At 57.7% G+C, this 16,861-nt stretch carries 10 protein-coding genes, 3 pseudogenes and 1 other annotated feature; of the genes and pseudogenes, 9 read left to right on the top strand and 4 right to left on the bottom strand.

Annotated elements, in window-relative coordinates; translation table 11 throughout:
• Positions 1 to 62 precede the first annotated feature (62 nt).
• Positions 63 to 1,277 (top strand): lipopolysaccharide biosynthesis protein, encoded by a 1,215-nt coding sequence (locus AWB72_RS19310; RefSeq protein ID WP_244285690.1) that lies wholly within the window; start codon positions 63 to 65, stop codon positions 1,275 to 1,277.
• 44 nt (positions 1,278 to 1,321) lie between these two features.
• On the opposite strand, the gene AWB72_RS19305 is transcribed toward AWB72_RS19310, so the two are convergent.
• Positions 1,322 to 2,137, bottom strand: coding sequence for a class I SAM-dependent methyltransferase (locus AWB72_RS19305; RefSeq protein WP_087128467.1), 816 nt, complete (start codon positions 2,135 to 2,137; stop codon positions 1,322 to 1,324).
• 869 nt (positions 2,138 to 3,006) lie between these two features.
• A complete protein-coding gene (locus tag AWB72_RS19300) occupies positions 3,007 to 3,963 on the bottom strand; it encodes an SGNH/GDSL hydrolase family protein (protein WP_244285689.1) in 957 nt (318 codons plus the stop codon).
• A gap of 849 nt (positions 3,964 to 4,812) precedes the next feature.
• Here AWB72_RS19300 and AWB72_RS28600 point away from each other — a divergent pair.
• The 3 genes from AWB72_RS28600 to AWB72_RS19260 all read left to right on the top strand — a co-directional run bounded on the left by AWB72_RS28600 (position 4,813) and on the right by AWB72_RS19260 (position 9,690).
• Positions 4,813 to 5,208, top strand: coding sequence for a hypothetical protein (locus AWB72_RS28600; protein ID WP_143754649.1), 396 nt, complete (start codon positions 4,813 to 4,815; stop codon positions 5,206 to 5,208).
• 3,133 nt (positions 5,209 to 8,341) lie between these two features.
• The gene (locus AWB72_RS19265; RefSeq protein ID WP_087128456.1) at positions 8,342 to 9,436 is read left to right on the top strand and encodes an IS630 family transposase; all 1,095 of its coding nucleotides are present in this window, start codon (positions 8,342 to 8,344) and stop codon (positions 9,434 to 9,436) included.
• Positions 9,433 to 9,690 (top strand): DUF6429 family protein, encoded by a 258-nt coding sequence (locus AWB72_RS19260; protein WP_087128454.1) that lies wholly within the window; start codon positions 9,433 to 9,435, stop codon positions 9,688 to 9,690. The genes AWB72_RS19265 and AWB72_RS19260 overlap by 4 nt, the downstream gene beginning before the upstream one ends.
• Before the next feature lie 173 nt (positions 9,691 to 9,863).
• On the opposite strand, the pseudogene AWB72_RS19255 reads toward AWB72_RS19260, so the two are convergent.
• Positions 9,864 to 10,502 (bottom strand): annotated as a pseudogene (locus tag AWB72_RS19255) (transposase); the annotation flags it as partial.
• Positions 10,503 to 10,571: 69 nt separating this feature from the next.
• Positions 10,572 to 11,518, bottom strand: a pseudogene (locus tag AWB72_RS29470) (IS3 family transposase); the annotation flags it as partial.
• Positions 11,100 to 11,216, bottom strand: a sequence feature (AL1L pseudoknot). Its footprint overlaps the pseudogene before it by 117 nt.
• Between AWB72_RS29470 and AWB72_RS19240 the strand changes: the two are divergent.
• The 5 genes and pseudogenes from AWB72_RS19240 to AWB72_RS19220 all read left to right on the top strand — a co-directional run bounded on the left by AWB72_RS19240 (position 11,474) and on the right by AWB72_RS19220 (position 16,313).
• A protein-coding gene (locus tag AWB72_RS19240) for an IS3 family transposase (protein ID WP_374728907.1) occupies positions 11,474 to 12,665 on the top strand; the annotation gives its coding sequence in 2 pieces (ribosomal slippage) (positions 11,474 to 11,772 and positions 11,771 to 12,665; 1,194 coding nt in all). The pseudogene AWB72_RS29470 and the gene AWB72_RS19240 overlap by 45 nt on opposite strands.
• Before the next feature lie 778 nt (positions 12,666 to 13,443).
• Entirely contained in the window at positions 13,444 to 13,848 is a 405-nt protein-coding gene (locus tag AWB72_RS19235) for a type II toxin-antitoxin system HicB family antitoxin (RefSeq protein ID WP_087128633.1), read from the top strand.
• Between the two features lie 83 nt (positions 13,849 to 13,931).
• Positions 13,932 to 14,198, top strand: a complete 267-nt coding sequence (locus AWB72_RS19230; RefSeq protein WP_143754646.1) for a hypothetical protein — start codon at positions 13,932 to 13,934, stop codon at positions 14,196 to 14,198.
• Positions 14,199 to 14,275: 77 nt separating this feature from the next.
• Positions 14,276 to 14,662, top strand: coding sequence for a hypothetical protein (locus tag AWB72_RS19225; RefSeq protein ID WP_087128447.1), 387 nt, complete (start codon positions 14,276 to 14,278; stop codon positions 14,660 to 14,662).
• A gap of 444 nt (positions 14,663 to 15,106) precedes the next feature.
• Positions 15,107 to 16,313: pseudogene (locus AWB72_RS19220) on the top strand (DesA family fatty acid desaturase).
• Positions 16,314 to 16,861: the final 548 nt, after the last annotated feature.

The following is a 16,861-nucleotide window of genomic DNA, read 5'->3' as shown; positions in this document are numbered from 1 at the left end:
GGAGAGGCTATTTCGACATGCGCCGCCAAAATCAGGGAAGCCTGACCAACCCAAGAGATTCAATGGTGTCAATGTCCCTGGTGATCGTGGGCCAGATCGTGATGTTCGCCTGTGTGTATCTTCTGGGCCACTGGTACGGCCCGGGCACGCTCGGCACGTTTAATTACTGGCTGGCGATCGGCTCCTTCACCAGTTCCATCCTTGCGTTCCGCTATGAACTCGCGTGTGTCGATGATTCGCCGGCGGAGTCGTTCAGCGCCTTCGTCAACGCGAGCCTTCTGGCGGCCGTCGTTGCGTTGATGTCGTTCGTCTTGACATCGTTGCTCGGTCATCCCGATCTGTGGCTCATCGAGCTGTACTCGCTTGCGTCGTTCATTCAGATGGCGGCGTCGCTGTACTACAACAGCTTGCGCTGGTATGGACGCATGGCGCTTTCGCGCATCGCCATCAACGCGGCGTTTGTCGGCTTCCTGCTCGTCGATCACGTCTTCGATGTTTCGCGAGGATCGAATCCGTTCGTCTGGTACACGTGGATCACGTTCGGCGTTGCGCTCGCGATGACGTTGAGCATCATCAGAAGCGGGCGCAAGCAGGGCTTCGCGTGCCGGCTTTCGAGGCGCTTCTTCATCGACAACCGCAGCTTTGCGATCTATATCCTGCCGTCCACGCTATGCAATTCGGTCGTGCATTACTCGCTTTCGATCGTCATCCCGTTATGGTTCGGCGCGGAGAGCGGCGGGTATTTCGCGGCGGCGTACCGGCTCGGCTTTTTCCCCGTGGCGCTCGTCGGGCAAAGTCTGGGCGGCGTATTCCGGCGCGATGCAGTGGCCGCCGTGTCGAAAAACGACGGTGGCGAAGGCTTGCGCCAGGTCTATGTCACGTATGCGCGCACGCTCGCGCTCTTCGGTGCGCTCTATGCGCTCGCGGGAAGCCTGCTCTTCGCGCCGCTCGTAAGGCTGACGCTCGGCCCGGACTGGCAGGAGACGATCGAGCTGTTTTATCGGCTGATTCCGCTGTTCACGTTGCAACTCGTCTTTCTGCCTCTTGCACAGGTCTTTCTCGCCATCAGGTCGCAGCGCACGGATTTTTTGTTCCAGCTCACGAGTTGCATTGCGCTTCTGACGACCTTGTTTCTCACGAAGCTGGCGGGCTTGCCGGTTCAGCAAAGCGTTCAGGCGTTTTCGCTTTCGGGCGCGGTGCTCACGGTGCTGGGGATCGTGTTGACTTATCGTGTGTCGTTCGCGAAGCGCAGTCCGCTTTCCGAAAGGGCTGCATGAAGCCGATGCGGGCGATTCTCTGAACGAGGCGCGCCCGCTCACGTTCAGGCGCGCGGCCGCGACGTCCAGATGTGCACGGTTTGCGTCACGCCCTCGTCGTAGCCTATTTCATCCGCCGCGTAAGGCACCGAAGCGGAAAAGCGGCAATCGAGGATAGGCGAAGCATCGAAAAGCTCTTTGCATAAAGGGTTGAGATACACGATCGACAACGCTTCGATCGCGCCGCGCTCGTATGCGGCGGTGAGGCTGTCGAGCAGCCGTGTCATCGTCTGAATGCCGAAGGGGTTGAATAGATAGACGACCAGCTTGCCGGGCGGAAAGTCGGCCTGCAGCGCATCGGCCGCGTAGGCGCGCATCGGCACACGCTCCGGAAAGCGGCGCGCGACGATCCGCGCGTTGCGATTGGCGATGTCCACGAGACGCGAGGCGAGGTCGTAGCCGATGATCTCGCGAAACGGAAATTCGGTCGCGACGATCATTGGCCGGCCTTTGCCGCAGCCGATGTCGACGAAGGCGTGATCGCGCAGATCGCCGAGTTGCCGAAGGGCGAGCCGGACGGTGCTCGGCTGCGAGCCCATGTAGGGAAAGCTGCCGGCGTTCTTGTCGTCGCCATAGATGGCTTCGGGCGGTTCAATGCCGCCCGTTTCGGTGCCGAGCGCCTTGTCGAGCGGATGGGTGCGGTAGCAGCCCGTGTACACGACCTTCAGGACGGGTACATGCTGCGCGAACTTGCGGACGCGCGGGAGGTAGAGCAGGGTCTGCACGCTATCGGGCAAGGCCGCGACGATGGCGATCAGCGGCCACTTGACGCGACGCTTCAGGCGTTTTCGAAAGTTGCCGACCGGGGTCATCGTGGTCATTGCCGTCACCCTCGTATGGTATTACGTGGTGCGAACGATTATGGCCGTGCCGGAAATGGCGGCGGCGCCATGCCATGCATATCTTAAACGACGCCGCTTGGTTTCGAGGCATTTATTCTTTTGGAAGACGCGTCACGGCGCTGGGCGCGACCCGGCGGCTGAATCTTCGCTCTTGCAGCCGTGAGCGCGTATTCGAGATCGCCGACGGACAAGCGACAGAAGAGGGCAATGCCAAACGCCGTTTTGCGAGGCGCAACAGAAACGGCTCGTTGGTGTCGGATCACCGGCACGCGGGCGCGCCTCTTGCGAAACAACTTTGAGCGTTCCTCGTGTGGGTTCAGTTCGCAACCTCATGACTTCTCCCGGCTATCGGCGTCGGGCGATGTGCTTCGCGCACGAGTTCGGGTCTGGACGAGCAGCGTTCAGCGTCCGATGAGCGTCGAGTCGAAACTCACTAAACTCGAAACTCGTCGCGCTGTGGAAATAAGGCTTTGCGAGACCAGCGCTCAGGCTATCTTGAACCCTGGATCGCTAAACTTTGAACCGTCCGCAGTTTTGGTTCATTACCCTGAACTTTCCGCCCACGCGCCCGACGGCAAAGAGCACATTGGACCGCTGGTGGCCCACTTTCTGCCGCTCAACAGAGCCATATGAAGGTCGTGCGGACGACCGGTACTCTCCGAAATCCGCCGCATCACCGATGCTTTGAATTGATGAATCATCTTCCGGTACCCAGAAGAGGGGTTTGCCTAGGTCCCGACTTATAGAGCTAAATGTTTTCACGCGTGGCGATCCCTTTCGCCAAGTGTGAAGAGGCCAACGCCGAGCTAATCGCGGGGCCTTGGCCTCACTGACGAAGCAAAGCTGGACTACTGTTCGTCGTTATCTCTGTCCGCGTCCCGACCGCGCAGGACCGACAGGTCGATCGCATTTGCCATCGCAACGTACCCGGCATCGTTCGGATGCAGATGATCGCCGCTATCGTATCGCGTCTGCATCGAGATCGGGTGCGCGGGATCGCGAATCACGGCATCGAAATCCACGACGGCATCGAACTCGCGGCTATTGCGGATCCAGTTGTTGACGGCCTGCCGCACCGCTTCCTTCTGAGACGTGTAATAGCCTTCGTTCGGCGTACCTTGCAGTGCATTGCGGAAGGGCGTGAGCGTGCCCCCCATGATGCGAATGCCCCGCAGATGGGTACGCGCGATGATCTGTCTGTAGCCATCGATGATTTCTTCCGCCGTGGCCTGAGGCGCCGATGGATCAAGCGCAGTGCCAGGCCAACCGATATCGTTGATGCCTTCCAGCATGATTACCCACTTGACGCCTTGCTGGCTGAGCACGTCGCGATCGTAGCGTGCGAGTGCGCTCACCCCGGCGCCATCGCTCAGCACTCTGTTTCCGCTGATCGCTTCGTTGAGAATGGCCGTGCCGTGGCGAGACTGTCCGCTGTTGAGCCGCTGCGAGAGATTGTCCGGCCAGCGGCGATTTGCATCGACCGTCGAGGCGTAGCCGTCCGTGATGGAATCGCCGAATGCGACGATGGCATCGGTGCGACCGCGCGTGTTGACGAGCACGCCCGACAGATAGAAGCGGTTCGTGTAAGTCTTGGGCGAAGGCTGGTCTGGCGCGGCCGTGTTGTCGCCACTCGATACGTAGGCGTTTTGCACTGCAAGCTGATGTACGGTCTCAAGCTTAGTCGCTTGCGGCAGGAACAGGCTGATCGCAAGGTTCGCGAACGGCCCGACGGTAATATCGAGAGGGTCACTGAGTATCGGCGCGCCAGCGTAAAGCGTGACGGAGGTTTTACCGCCGAACGTCAACGTCCTGTCCGTGTTGGGGTAGATCTTCGATCCGCCCGCCGATACCGCGATATGGACGGGGCCAACGGTGACCGGCGACTGACCGAACTCATTGGTGAGCCGCACGCGTACCTGATTGCCTCCGACGCTCGTGTGCACGATCTGCCGGATGGTCGTCGCGGCATTGAAGTTCTGCGGCGTCGTGATGTTGTTGTTGCGGTCGGCGCTCGCGGTCCAAGTCGATAGCCATCCGTCGCTCACATCGCGATCTCGCTGATCGTGTGCGAAGGAAGCAGGCGCGGACATCAGCGCTGCGACCGCTAATAGCGGCGCGACAGCGCGAGCAAACAGCCTCGGAAGTGAACGGTTTCGCATTCGTGCTCTCCAGACTCGTTGTTGGTCGCGCCGGGTATCGTTCGGACACCGAACCAATATGGTGCATGGGCTTTTGACCGAAAAGATGGTTTACCCGTATGTGGCTACATAACTAAGTCCGGGCGGCAAATCTGTCGCGGCCGCTGTTTATTCAATTGACCGAAGAAAGCCATTTTTACTTCGACGAAGGCATTCAAATGAGAGCTTCGTAATTCTCAGAGGAGTTGCCGGTCGCAGTCGGCCCATGAACCGCCCGTCAAGGTCGACATTTGGTTTTAAAGACCAAGGTCTCGTTCGTCCCTGCTCGATGGCGGCTTTCCGGCGAGCAAATTGCCGGAGGCACTGCCTCAACCGGCCAGGAGGCGACGCTCGACAGGAGATATCAGCGGACGTTCAATTGACCGCTCTTATGTGGCATGAGCCGTTCCGATTCGTCGTTAGGCCGGCCGCACGCTTCCTTGAAGAGCATGCGATGCGTATTACTTAGGATTTGACATGTCGCTGGCTCGACGCTCAGCCGACCGCTTGCAATCGCTTCGCGCATGTTTGCAAGCCGAGGTCGAGCGGAAGTTTCCACCAGTTGTCGCGCGAAAAAATCTCGACTTGAAGCATATCGTCATAGCCGAATTCTCAGCACTTCGCCGGGAGCCCCTTCAGGGCGATCACGCCGTCTCCCATCATGCCCCCATCGAGCGACGAATCGGTCGTCCGAACCATCCAGTCGGAAACATGATCAGCGACAATGCGATTGTCATTGCCGATCGAGGTAAGCGCTTCGTCCAACTGAGGGTCCCACCAGCAGTGGTACACGTTGACCGCGACACCGAAGAAAGCATCGTTATGCGGATCGGAGCTCGCGCGCGCTGGGGTGCGCCTGATCAACTGTGTTGACCGCCGATTTGACGCCATCGTCGCGGTGAACCGTCATGCAGTGCACGGCGACATCACTCTCGAATCCGTCTTGCGCACAGGTCTTACCCCTCCCTATTCATTGCGGCGCTGAAGGGCGCCGCTGTTTTGGTTCCGTTCGCGCTGCCGGGCAGTTTTCCGGCGTGCGACTTAGATAGCACGTATAGTGTTTCTACATGCCGCTCAAGGTGTGCAAAGGGAGCGAGCATGGAAAACCAGTCGTGTGTGCCCTATCGCGGGTATACCATCGACGTGCGCGTCGTTGCTAGCCAATCGCCGTCCCTTGACGGCCAGCAGGTCCGGTACGCTGTCTCTTGGACGATTGCTTCATTCGACTCGGGCGCTTCGCCTGTCATTAGTCTTCCCGAGCAGCTCAACTTCCTTACTCTCGATAACGGATTCAGATATGCGGAACGGCAAGCAAAGCGGTTTATCGACGGGTGTGCCAACGATGGAAGTGCCGGTGCAGCGCCAGTCTGAATAACCTCTTCGAAGTTCGCCAATTCTCGGTCGCTGAGAATCGAAATGTCTCCTTGTCACGGTTTCTCCCCACCGCTTCGCTATCCGAATGTCTAATTATCGGCATAGTCGGGCCGGAACGCCGCCATGCACATGCTGGCGAGTCGTTTTCGCTCACATGTGCCTGTTTACCAGTCATTCGACGTCGACAGAGCAGCAGGCTTCTTAAACTGTCTTTTCGTGGCCCAGAAAGTGCGCACAATGATTACCTCGTTGTGTTTCGCTACCGATGGAATTCGCCATGTCGCGCTTGATTAAGGTTGGAAATCATGAGTACCACGTCGTGGTACACCCGCTGGTTGCTGGCGGCTTCGCCTTCACCGTTGTCGACATAGACCTGACAGGACCCAAAATCACCGAGGCTCGCCACGACAGCGCAGTTATGTTCCCTACCGAAGAAGACGCGTACAGCCGCGGTTCAGCCTACGCACGTCGGCGCGCTCGGCTCTATAGACGTTGACTTGTCGCAGCAGCGGTGCGGCGCAAACCAGTGAACCTCCCGGGTAAGTGCTTCAGCAGTTCGCATGGCTATATTCGCATGGCTATAAAGGACGTTCCTTCATGACTGCACCACCTCAACTACCTGTGCTGCGCTTGGACGGAGATATCTTCTTCAAGCAGCGAATTGTCAACAAGACGTTTCGAATTCAAGTCACACACGAGTGCTTGATCGACATTTTTGGTTCGGATGGCTCAGTAGAAGGGGACAACAAAGCGTTGCACGTCAATCACCAAAGGATCGTTTCGATCGCAACCCGGAAGGTGATGACAGGCACCATTTCGCCGGTTAAAATCCTTCGTGACGACTTCAGGACGTTCTCTACGGTCGGCGGCGATAGGGGCCATCGACCGAGGTAGGCGTTGCCCTTTTGAAGAGCTTCGCGTTCTGTCTAGCGACAGCTTCGCGGTTCGGTGCGAGCGGCATTGTCGCGGGCGACCGTTCAAGCCTCGGAAGCAGCCGTTCAAATGGCTACGGTCCAGCGGCTGCAACGGGTCCGGGAGTTCGCGTTGACGACCGGCCGCTTCCGGGAGCGGAATTCCGGTGGCCGCTTTCCGGCGATGAATTTGCACAGCGGTCCGACACAACCCGGCCATGAAGGGTCACTCGCGCGTACTGTCGTTCAGACATTCAGGCGTCGATTCCAAGCCGCAACCGGCCATTACGTTATTTCTGAATGGAGCAGCGTTGATGCTCGGCCAATGCGGACGCTCAGTTATCGGCGTCGTTGGCGCGGACTAAAGTCAAGCCCGTCCTCATCGAAGGCAAAAGCTACCGCATGAAAGACCAGGACGGCACCGATCCCGCGACCGCGTGATCGCCTTCGCCATGGTGCGTTTCAAACCGTCCGTTTAGACGAAATTCACGCCGCTGCCAACACTAGTCACTCGGTCCAATTTAACCCGGCCCATTTTAGTCAACTGCCGGGGCGGATATCGCGCTATTCTGTAATCATTGCGTGGCCCACTTGGGACCCTGAATTGGAAAACGAAAAACACGAGCCTATTACGCTCCGTATCTACCGCGCACCTTCTGGACGGTGGGCGGGCTGTCTCCTTGTCGGCGAGGCGGACATTGGCTCTTTCGACGGATACGACAGCCCGGATCAAGTGGAGGAGGCTGCGCGGGAAACGGGCGTGTACCCGGACCGCGTGGAAGTGTATTAGTCGTATTTGTCGAACTGCATTGTCACAAACAAAGAGGTCCACCGAGGGTGGGCCGAAAACTTCAATAAAGGACCGTACGTCAGCCTGACTCATGAGCCGGCGCACGCGTTCCACAGTACGCCCTGTGGCGAGGAAAGCAAGCGATTTAGTTGCTAGGTAGAGCCAGTAAGGGCGAGGTTTCCGGAACTATTGCAGGGAACAAGTTTTGGCAAACACCATGCTCTACTAGGTATCTGTGCTCTGTGTGTTACGGGCCAGATCTACAAAGAACTTGCCCCGTGTCGGGTCGCCTTTTTATTTGCGTAGTCCAGCGTGCGCGCAACTCGCTGCCGCTCATTGGTCTAATGGAAGGTAGGGATTAGCTCACCATGAATACGTACTATCTGGTCCAATACTCGTATGGCCTCATATAGCTCATGTTCGATATACTGTGGCTCTCTACCTGCATCTAATGAATCGGCTATAGCGTCGATTAGCGGTTTCGTTATATTGGGTGAAACTTTCGCTAGCTTGTGATGCAGATTCGTACGGCGTTGAAACAGCATCCAGTACTCGTATCGGTCTGATACGAACAGAGACAGCCCCTCGTATTGCTCTTTCGGGATATTGAGCGAGTCTGCGATATCTTTAACGTCCTTACCCTTAGACGCCATATCGTCTATCACGGCTGCTAGGTCCTCACTTATAGCATTCAGGAAGGTCTCAATAGTTTGCTCCATTTCAAATCCTTGTTAAGTTAGCCGCGCGTCCACAACTTAATAAGACACTCGGCCGTAGCATGAGAAAGACGGTGGAAAGGGCCACACTAGTTCTTGTCCGCTAATCGTTGCGAATTACCAATAGATGACTAGTGTCCTGAGTTGAAAATTCATTGAATGATGGCGATCGCGTACTAAAGTGTCTGTATGGCACTTGATGCGAGGCGGCAAAGATGAGCGGACGGCCCAAAGGGGAGCTCGTGCTGAGCAATTCGGAGCGCGTAGCACTGCAAGCACTGACGATGCGACGCAAGACCGCACAGGCCCTCGCGTTGCGAGCACGCATCGTGTTGGCCTGTGCCGATGGCTTGGACAACAAGAGCGTTGCGGCGAAACAGCGGGTCACTCAGCAAACCGTCTCGAAGTGGCGGGCGCGGTTTGTAGTGCATCGTCTGGACGGACTGCTCGATGCGCCTCGGGCGGGCGCGCCGAGGACAATTGATGACGCACGCGTCGATGCGGTCATTGCAAAGACGCTCGAGTGCGTACCTGTTGGCGCGACTCACTGGAGCACGCGCACGATGGCTCGTGAGATGAAGTTGTCGCAGACGGCTGTCACGCGGATCTGGCGTGCTTTTGGTTTGCAGCCGCATCGGCAGGAAACGTTCAAACTCTCCAGTGATCCGATGTTCGTCGACAAGGTACGAGATATCGTCGGGCTTTACCTGGATCCACCGCTTAAGGCTATGGTGTTGTGCGTGGACGAGAAGAGCCAGATTCAGGCGCTCGATCGCACGCAGCCGATGTTGCCATTGGCACCTGGCATCCCGGAACGACGCACGCACGATTACATGCGCCACGGCACGACCACCTTGTTCGCCGCGCTGGATATTGCCACCGGCGAAGTGATCGGCGAGGTACATCGGCGCCATCGCAGCAGCGAATTCGTGCGGTTTCTGCGCACCATTGAATCCAGTGTGCCGTCGCATCTGGATGTGCACCTGGTGATGGACAACTATGGCACGCACAAAACACGCGCGATCAAAGCATGGTTCGCTCGTCATCCTCGCTTCCATGTTCACTTCACGCCCACCTCGGCGTCCTGGCTAAATCAGGTCGAGCGCTGGTTTGCCTCGCTGACTGAAAAGTACCTTCGACGCGGTACGCATCGATCGACACGTCAACTGGAAGACGCGATCCGTCGATATCTGGACATCTACAACGCCGATCCCCAACCGTTTGCCTGGAACAAGTCGGCCGATGAGATTCTGGCCAGTCTCGAACGGTTTTGCATGCGGGTCCAGAAGGCCCCGGGAAGAGCATCATGAATATCAACACCGATGCAATCGATGAAGTTGCCCTGGCACTTCTCTACCTGACCCTGCATGACCGATACCGCGCATGGAAGGGTTTCGACTGGGATGTGCTGAACCGGCTCTACGAACGCGGTCTCATCGAAGACCCAGTCAACAAGAACAAATCTGTGATCTTTACCGAAGAAGGACTGCGCGAGTCCGAGCGGCTCTTCAACCAACACTTCGTCATTCGCGAGCGACCAAAACTTGATTCAACGAACTTCTAACTCAGGACACTAGTTATAGCTGTATTCGGCCTGAAAAGATAGACATTCCGGGGGGCAGTCGTAAAAACAAGGCGTTTCGGCCATGACACCGACAGGCTCCCCTCAGCATAACTGCCAAAATCAAATAAAACTGTTGAAACAGGCCAAGGGTGGCAAAAGCGACAAATATCTAGGATCGATTCATCATCCGGGAAATCTACCTGCAACCGATTAGCAATTTGTTCAGGTGACCAACCATTGACCCACTTTCGGTCCCCGCGATGCGGTTTATTTCGCCCCTTGAACGGCGTCTGCTTGGGCCCGTCAATTTTACGACCGTCAGCGTCATGTACCTTGCCCTCCAGGCGCTCCCGTACATATTGACGCAGTTCTACATTAGTCGCCAGTTTCGCGGGCTTGGGTCGTTTAGCGAACCGTTCAGCCTTCCACTGCGCAACCGAAGCACGATACTCGAGACACCCACCTCGAGTCGCAGCATTGCGCGTAAGTTCTCGTGATACGGTCGATGCATTCCGTCCGATACGGCGGGCGATCTCGCGCACCCCGAACCCCTGGACAGAGAGCAAGGCTATTTCTTCCCGCTCAGCGAACGACAGGTATCGACCAGCGATAGGTTTGGACATGAATAGTGGCATGCTGCCACGATAGCGGAACCAACGCGAGCCTACCGCTTGTGATGCGCCTACCGCCTGCGCCGCTTTCTCGCTTGTAATGCCGGTCGCGATCTGTTGCCAGAACCGACGCTCAACCTCATGTCCAAGTGATGGGGCGCCCGGGGAGTACATCGCTGCTCGACCCGTCAACCGATACACCTGCTTTGCGCTTCGCACCATGCAACACCCCCTCGATTAAAGGTGTTGCGACGACCGGTTGAATCCGCCTTGCGACCCGTGGTCGCTATGGTGAATGAGCCCGGGCGGTGGCTGGCGATCGTGTAACGCCTGGTTCAGTGCATCCAGCACGAAATCAGTTCGCATCGATGCCGACACGCGCCAACCGACGATACGGCGCGCAAACACATCGGTCACGAAGGCCACATAGACAAAGCCCGACCATGTCCAGCAATAGGTAAAATCTGCGACCCACAGCGCGTTAGGCCGTTCGGCCCGGAATTGACGTTTGACCCGGTCCAGCGGGCACGGCACCGCATCGTCGCGCTGCGTCGTCTTGATCCGGCGCCCACGCCGCACACCTTCGAGGCCCATCACCTTCATCAGGCGCGCAACCGTGCAGCGCGCGACCTTCACGCCATCGCGCAACAACTGGCGCCAGACCTTGCGCACTCCATACACGCCGAAGTTCTCGTCCCAGACCGCCCGGATGAGGGCATTCAGTTCAATATCGCGATGCGCTCGTGCTGGCCATTGCTCCGGATCGCTGCGCCGCCCAGCGTGCCGGTAATACGTCGACGGCGCGATCGGCAGCAGGCGGCAGATCGGCTCGATACCGTAGACGTCGCGATGCTCATCGATGAACGCGATCATGGCTTCGATCGGCGGTCGAGCTCCGCCTGCGCGAAATATGCGGAGGCCTTGCGCAGGATCTCGTTGGCCGTGCGCAGTTCACGATTCTCGCGCTCCAGTTCCTTCAGACGCGCCAGCTCCGAAATTGTCGCGCCCGCTCGTTGGCCACGGTCGCGCTCAGCCTGAATGATCCAGTTGCGAAGCGTCTCTCGCGACATCCCCATCTTCGAGGCGATCGAGCGGATTGCCGCCCCCTGCGTTTGATACTCGTGTTGGTGCTCGAACACCATCCGCACCGCTCGCTCACGGACCTCATCCGAATATCGCGTCCCGGTGGGCTTCCTTGCCTTGCCTTCGCTTTCCATGCTTCAAATCTCCCGTTACAGCCAAGATCCGAAGTCTCCTACATTTCCGGGGCGGTTCAGGAAGCCGCCAGCCGATTATCGTTGTCAGTCAAGACGCTGGGCGCCTGGGTCGTTGCTGAACGAAAAGGGACGCTGGCGAAAGTTGGTGGGACGCAAAAGCCACAGAACGAGCTAGAAGCGGAATTGGCGCGGGTCAAGCAAGAGCTGGCAACAGTTACGATGGAGCGCGACATCTTAAAAAAGCGACGGTCTATTTCGCGAAGGGGTCGCGGTGAAATACGACCGGATTGAAGCGATGCGACAGGAATATCCGATCGCTGTGCTGTGTCGGGTGTTTGGGGTGGGAGCCAGTAGCTATTACGCTTGGCGTCGACGCGCCGAGTCGCCGCGTGCACGAGAGAACGCCCGGCTTGAAGTCCAGATTGCCGCGGCCCATGAACGAACCCGGCACACGTATGGGCGAGAGCGGTTGCAAGCCGATCTGAGTGATCACGGCGTGCGCGTTGGCCTTCATCGCATCAGGCGCATTCGCTCCAAACTGGGACTTCGATGCAAGCAAAAGCGAAAATTCAGAAATACGACAGACTCCAAGCACGATCTGCCAGTCGCACCGAATTTGCTGGAACGCAATTTCGACATGAGCGCGCCGAACCAGGCTTGGGTAAGTGATATCACGTACCTGTGGACCGACGAGGGCTGGTTGTATCTTGCTGGTATCAAAGACCTGTTCAAAGGCGAGTTGGTCGGCTACGCCATGAGCGAACGGATGACTCGCAGCCTGGTGATGCAGGCGTTATTCAGCGCGGTGTCGCTCAAGCGGCCACCGGCGGCACTGATTGTCCATTCCGATCGCGGCGCCCAATACTGCTCCCGCCATTATCGGGATCTGACAAAACAGTTCGGCATGACGATGTCGATGAGCCGCAAGGGCGATTGCTACGACCATGCGCCAATGAAAAGCTTTTGGGGGTCGCTCAAAAACGAACTCGTGTATCACTGCCGATTCGCGACGCGCGCTGAGGCTCGACAAGCCGTCACCGAATGTATCGAGATCTTTTACAACCGGCAGCGAAAGCAGGCCCGTCTTGGCTATCTATCTCCTGCCGCCTTCACCCAACAATTTAATAAGATGCGACTCGCAGCTTAGACCATTGCTCTCCACGATTGACGACCGACCTCAGCGCCTCGCTGGTCTACTTTTCGAGACCGCCATGGTCATGAGCGTCGGTAAAGGCGTTTGACACCCGCGCATCGAAGGCGACGACCCGGCGTAGCACTGCGCATCTAGGCCATTCATCTTCTATACGCGGCGGCAGAGGTCGCAAAGCAACGCATTAAAGCGCCTTTCATCATCCTGCCTATAAGTCCGCATCAATGAGATCGGGAGTGCGAAATACGATGACCCAGCCGCGTAAGCTGGCCAAAATAAATCATCTCCCGCGGCGTTCAAAGGTGTACAGTCGGAACACGCCTCGCGTTTTATGGAGGCGGCCTTCAGAGGTATTTATGCGACTAGAAAATAAGAATGCACTTCCCACTACGGCGAACGAAACGCCCTACAACCGGGACCGTCGGACGCGCCACCTCGTTCTTCAAGCTGAGGACGCTGAGCGGGCAGACCAAAGGCGCATCAGCTATGCACTCATCGATTCGACTTTGAGCAAGTGGCGATATCCTGCTGACCGTATGAAAAGCCGATCTTGACGCACTTATCTAGAATCGCTGCTTGACGGCTTGTTCACCAAACGATGGGCCTATTTGATGGGCCGAAACTGCAGACACGAGCTCTGTGGCGGCCAGCTTACCGTTGCCACGGTTTCCCTACACTGACGGCGCGCGGGTAGTTGGCCTTCGTTGACGGAAGCGTTTTCGCGACCAAACTATGAGTATCGGCTCCAAACGTGGGCAGTCAGAGGGAAGACCTTATGCAATACCCAATATATGTGCACGGTGACAGCCGTAGCGGTTTCCGCGCTAGCTTCGCCGATCTACCCCTCGCCTGCGCTCATGGCGCCACGCTCGATGAACTCCGGTCGAATGCACAGGGCGCGGTGGAACTGCAGTACGACCGAAGTGAGCAGCTCATACCCGCGCCGACCGGCAGCATGTCGGAACTCCAGTCGTTGGCAATGGACGATGGTCAGGGCATTTGGATGTACGTCGAGATCAACCTGGTGCGGGTCACATCGCAGGCTGTAAGCGTTGAGTTCAGCCTTCCGGAGAGCCTGCTGCGTCAAGTCGATGCGTGCGCAAAACAGCGTCATCTGACGCGCTCTGCGTTCTTTGCACTCGCTGCGGCGCGTGAAGTTGGGGGGCATAGAAATGGATAAATGTCCGCGATCCCGGCCGTGGCTCGCGATGCCAGATTGAACATCAATGGGCGTCTAAGTAAAGAATATAGAAGTAAAGACTTATGGTTGTTCGTATCGCTCAAAATGCGGTACGAGCGCAACGCGTCGTTGCAGCTCATCTCGATGGAGGTGAAAAGATCATGATCGATGAACCGGTAGATGCGGAAGGACCGACGGAGAGCAGGATTAGCAGGCAGGCCGCAGCGAATGCGACGGATGATGGGATGCGGATCGCCGAGGACGACGACGAAAAGGCCGTCGAACAGAGCACGGAAAACAGCCCGGAGAAGGAAGTGGTTCAGGAAGCGCGAACTGACGGCGATACGTGAGACCACTACGACGGGGAATACGACCACGTACTGACGAATTTTGGATTCGTGCGGGGCAGAGTTGAGAGGGGATTGATATGACCCAGCTAAGCGAAGACTGCAGAAAACATCTGTATCGCATGATCTTGGAGTTTCCCGGAAAGCAAACTGTATTCATGCTTGCGGCGAATCGCAACGATGCGTGGAGAATAGCGCTTCGCGGAGTGTGCGCTGTATATAACGTATCGACAGATGTCGTTTCGCTCTACGGCCTTCACTCTTGCACAGAATTGGTTGGATTCGGGAGGAGCAGAGACGAGGATTTGCGGATCTTTGAGATGGCCTGGTCGGACGACGATGTTACTGAATGGGTGTCCTCGCCGCTGTTTTTGACGGGAGACCCGACGGTTATCTCTCGTTGGGTTGAGTTGCAAGCCACTCTTCAAATCGACGCAACGGCAGCAACGGCGCGCACATCGCTGTGATACTGCGACCCCAGACGTGGGCACGTATGGCCAGGTTTCGCGGAGCGCCATGCGTCGCGTCGATATTTCTCGTAATTCGCGCGGCATCGAAAACTCTTGCGATGCGGAACGGGATTGCACTTTCCTTCTGCCCCCGATTTATCGAAAGTATCTGCCGCATCGCCAGGTGCCGCGAGCGACATCGCAGAAGTCGACGCCCGCGTCATGACGGACAGGAAATTTACGTTGCAGGGAAATTCATTAGCTTCGTCATGGAAACAAGCGCGTCGATAGCTGGGTGCGGGGGATCAAGTTGAGCCGGCCTTAGCGCTCGGCCTTGATGCCAGGCGGCAGGTGGTTGAGACGCGGGCGGCTGAGAATGGGCTTTGCCGGATACCAAATCTTTTAGCTGTCATGCCAGTGAACAAGCACACATCTGTCGCTCAGCGGCTGAAAGAAGTTTATATGTTAGGCAATCTGCTCCTGTTCCTCTCCAGTGGCCTAGTTGCGCTTTCATGGTGGCAAGTATTGCTGAGCACGATCGTGATGACGCACATCACGATCGTTAGCGTGACGCTATACCTTCATCGCTGCCTCGCGCACCGCTCGCTCGACCTGCACCCGGCCGTCCGTCATTTCTTTCGGTTTTGGCTTTGGTTGACGACTGGCATATCCGGCGGCTCCTGGGCCGCGGTGCATAGGAAGCATCACGCGAAGTGCGAGACGGCGGATGACCCGCATAGTCCGCGAATGCGCGGAGTCCGTAAAGTAGTCTTTGAGGGAGCGGAGCTGTACACCGCCGAGTCGCTGAGTGAGGAGACCTTGCGCAGGTTCGGTTCGGGTATGCCTACGGACTGGCTAGAGCGAAATGTATATATGAGATACCGAAATCTTGGCGTCAGCCTGCTGATGGTCATTGACGTTGCGCTGTTCGGCGTGCTCGGCGTGGCGGTGTGGGCGGTGGAGATGATGTGGATCCCTTTCTGGGCGGGCGGCGTTGTCAACGGCTTCGGGCACTTCCTCGGCTATCGCAACTTCGATACCGATGACGCGAGCACGAACGCGATTGCATTCGGCATCCTAATCGAAGGGGAGGAACTTCACAGCAATCACCATGCATATCCGACGTCCGCTAAGCTGTCGAACAAGTGGTACGAACTCGATGTGGGCTGGATGTACATTCGCATCCTGTCGGCGCTCAAGCTCGCGACTGTCAGGAAAGTGTCGCTGCCGCCGCGCCTGATCGCCGGCAAGCGCACAGTCGACGGCGCCACGCTGCAAGCGCGGTACTGCGTCACCGCCATGAGGTCATGGCCTCATATCTAAAGTCTGCGGAAGTCGTCTGCGTCCAGGCCTTAGCGAGGGACCGGCACCTCCGTCGCCGGGAAAAGATTGTGCTTCGGTGCAGCGTGCGCGAATTGCTTCGGCCGCAGGCGTCGGCCGCTTGCGGCAAGCCGTCTCAGCTGCCGCCATTCCCCGGCGCGTGGATAGATAACTCGACGCTGCGCACCTGCATCGAGTTGCGTCACGGACCGTTGGTTATCTGGGCTCATTCGAGTGCGTCGCGCGAACAGCTGTTCAGCAGTTGCAGAAGTGGTGCCGCGCGGCTGAGCACAGCGGCATCCAGGCGATCGAGGCGTTTCCATTGCGTCTGCGCCAGTACGCGGTCTAACGATCACCGGTGTCCGTCGGTATTGACCCCGCGATGAAGCTCGTAGCGCCCGCCGGCGGGGAGGAAGATGCGCAGCCGTCAGGGCGCCTCGTACGCATGCGGGGCGCCTGTTACGGACCGGGCAATATTCTTTCGGTTGCGGAACTGATGAACGTATTCGCGCGATCTCGGCACCGGACGAATACCTCTTGCTATTAACGGCATGTCCCGCCGTCCAATATCGCCCCCGATGGTACGTGCTGGGCGAGTTGCAAGCGATTGACGGCTCGTGCGATCGTCTGTGGTGAATTGAACAGGCGCACAAGCTGCAGCGGCCGACCTTGGTCAGCGTTTGTACCTCCCATCCTCGTAACGATCGAGTCGACGCAAGAGCTCATCAATGGCCCCGGACTGCTGTGGAAGGAGATGAAACGTGTTGACTAGGCGAAGCAAGCGATCGCGCCAGTAAAGGTGCGGTAGAACTGGCCGTGGTGGACTTGCCCCCGCATAACCGGACACCCGGTCACGCTTAGGTTGGAGAAACTGCTTGCCGACGAAACTCACGAGGC

The sequence above is a fragment of the Caballeronia concitans genome, from assembly GCF_001544615.1.
Lineage (GTDB): Bacteria > Pseudomonadota > Gammaproteobacteria > Burkholderiales > Burkholderiaceae > Caballeronia > Caballeronia concitans.
The sequence above is the reverse complement of the archived record's forward strand: the minus strand, read 5'-3'. Positions and strand labels throughout refer to the sequence as shown.